At 43.3% G+C, this 2,570-nt stretch carries 2 protein-coding genes and 1 pseudogene; all 3 read left to right on the forward strand.

Going from position 1 to position 2,570, the window contains the following annotated elements; translation table 11 throughout:
* A pseudogene (locus ACFILZ_RS09530) lies at positions 1 to 563 on the forward strand (phage portal protein); the annotation flags it as partial.
* Between the two features lie 13 nt (positions 564 to 576).
* Positions 577 to 1,467 (forward strand): hypothetical protein, encoded by an 891-nt coding sequence (locus tag ACFILZ_RS09535; RefSeq protein WP_375611024.1) that lies wholly within the window; start codon positions 577 to 579, stop codon positions 1,465 to 1,467.
* 88 nt (positions 1,468 to 1,555) lie between these two features.
* Positions 1,556 to 2,570 (forward strand): N4-gp56 family major capsid protein (locus tag ACFILZ_RS09540; protein ID WP_375611025.1); only part of this gene is annotated, 1,015 nt, incomplete at its 3' end.

The following is a 2,570-nucleotide window of genomic DNA, read 5'->3' on the forward strand; positions in this document are numbered from 1 at the left end:
TGATACAGAATTACTTGTCCGATGGTCGTTTGGTACGGATATCTGGTGAGGAGAATGCGCAATATATTCCATTGACGCGTGAAGAAGTAACGAGTGTCGAGTATGACATTGTTGTCGATGATGCCCCAACCAGCCCGAATGAGAAAGAGCGCACCTTTGGTATCATCACACAGCTGCTCCCATTGCTTCAAAATGCGATTACGCCGGATATTATGCTTGATCTACTTCGTTATTCTCCATTGCCTGCGTCATTACTCAATCGTGTCAGTGAGAAGTTCCAACAGCAGCAAATGGCACAACAAGCCCAACAACAGCAAATGAATCCGGAACAAGAAATGAAGTTGCAGGAAAAGCAGCAAGATATTGCGGCTAAAAATCAGATGCAACAGATGGATTTACAAGGCAAGCAGATTGAATTGGTTATGCGTCAAAAGAGAGCAGAATTGGAAGCTGAATTGATGCAACAGAAGCATGAGCTTGAACGGGAGCGTATTCTTAATGAACGAGCGCAAAATCAAATCATGCGTGAAAGAGCGGCAACATACAGAGGAAGAAGCATTTGAGAGAGGTTAGAGAATGAATGCAGAAATGAACGAAGCTATGAATGAAGATTACAGAGTTGGAGCACCGGTCTTTGATGATGAGAGCTCTTTTGATGCTGGCACTTATGATGGTGAAACGATTGATAATGATGACATTACGTCTCCAGAACCGGTTGCACAGCCCGTTGATAAGCCTTCAGAAATCGTTCCTATAGATCGGCAACGTGCAGAACAACAAGCCAACCAAGCCCGTGAAGCGCTTGTCAAGTTTTATAATGAACCGCAAGCCCAGACGCCAATGGTTGAAGGTGAAAGTGCGCCCCCAGACCCTACACAAGACATCATTGGCTACATGGGTTGGATGGGCAAAAAGCTACAAGAGCAAGATGCGTATATTAGGGAACAGCAGGATGTTCAAAGGCAAGCCATTGAATCCCACGAATTTAATGGACATTTGAACCAGTTTTTAGAAAGTTCAGTGACCTCTATCAAGGATAAATACAGTGATTTTGATGCGGCGGCAGATTTTCTTTATGAGACGCGTGCAAAGCAATTGAATGCATGGTCCTCTGTTTATCCGAATTATGCACAAAAGAGCACGATAGATGCGATTATAGGGGATGAATTACGTACAATTGTAGCGACTTGCGCCCAAAAAGGGGTTAATCCAGCAGAAGAGCTTTATAGGATAGCGCAAAACCTTGGCTATCAGAACCAAGCAGTGCAAGTGAATAATCAGGTTGCAGAACTTCAAAGTCGGCAGAATTCTGCGCGAACCTTAACGGCATCTGGTGGAGGAGGCATGACAGGTCCTATGACAAAAGACACCCTTGCCAATATGTCAGAAAAGGAATTCAACGCATGGATATCCAATCCGAAGAATGAAGCCCGTTTTTATGAAATTATGGGTGCAGACCCTGATTAGGCAATCAGTTTTACAACATAATCCGCCTTGATGCGGGTTTTCGACCGGCTTTAAGCCGGTTTTTTTACAGCAAAGAAAGGTGAAATCAATGGCAACAACACATATAGGAACCCATGATCCGCAATCGGTGAAATTGTGGTCACAGAAATTAAGCAATGAAGTTTTGAAAGCGACAAAAATTGCCCCTCTTATTGGCAAAAGTTCGAACAGCATTATCCAGCTTTATAACGAAACCCATAAGAGCGCAGGGGATAGTGTTACGTTCAGTTTGCTAGTCAATCTGTTTGGAGATGGTGTCACGCAAGGCGAAACCTTAGAAGGCAATGAAGAAGCGCTTCAATTTATGAATGATCGGTTGGTGATTAACGAGCTTTTACATGCGGCGCGTGTTGCCAATGATGACTCGATTGATCAACAGAGAATCCTCCCGAATTTACGTAAGAAAGCGAAAGAAGGCTTGGTTCGCTGGTATGCCAATCGTTTAAGCATCATGTTCTTTTTGCAGGTATGTGGTTATACAGCCCGTACGATTAGCGTTGATGGTCGAGAAGTGTACATTAAACCGGTTCATTATGGCTTTAATGAAATCATGGCACCAAGCAGTGAACGTATTATCCGCCCCGATGGGAAAACCAAGGATGAAGATCTTAATGATAAAGCCAAACATAGCTTTAGTTTGAAGCTTATTGATGAAGCGGTTAAACAAGCCAAACTTGCCAATCCGCAAATTTCTCCCGTCCATGTTAACGGTGATGATGTTTACGTTCTCTATTTGCACCCAACACAAGTGATGCAATTGCGTACCAATACAGCCGCTGGTGAGTGGTTAGATATCCAAAAATCGGTTTATGCGACTTCTCGTGCAAAGAACCCAATCTTTGATGGTTCTCTTGGCATGTATAATGGTGTTGTTTTACGCGAAGCTATTCATGTTACCCATGGTGTTAACTCGACAAATAATACAGCGGTAAAAAGTGTGCGTCGTGCGGTGTTCTTAGGAGCGCAGAGTGCGATTATAGGTTTTGGGAAAAATCATAGTGCAACAAATTACACCCTCAAAGAAGAATATTTTGATTATGAACGTGAATTTGGTGTTGCCGCCA

The sequence above is a fragment of the Bartonella sp. AP40SXNS genome, assembly GCF_042195825.1.
In the GTDB taxonomy this organism is placed as follows: Bacteria; Pseudomonadota; Alphaproteobacteria; order Rhizobiales; family Rhizobiaceae; genus Bartonella.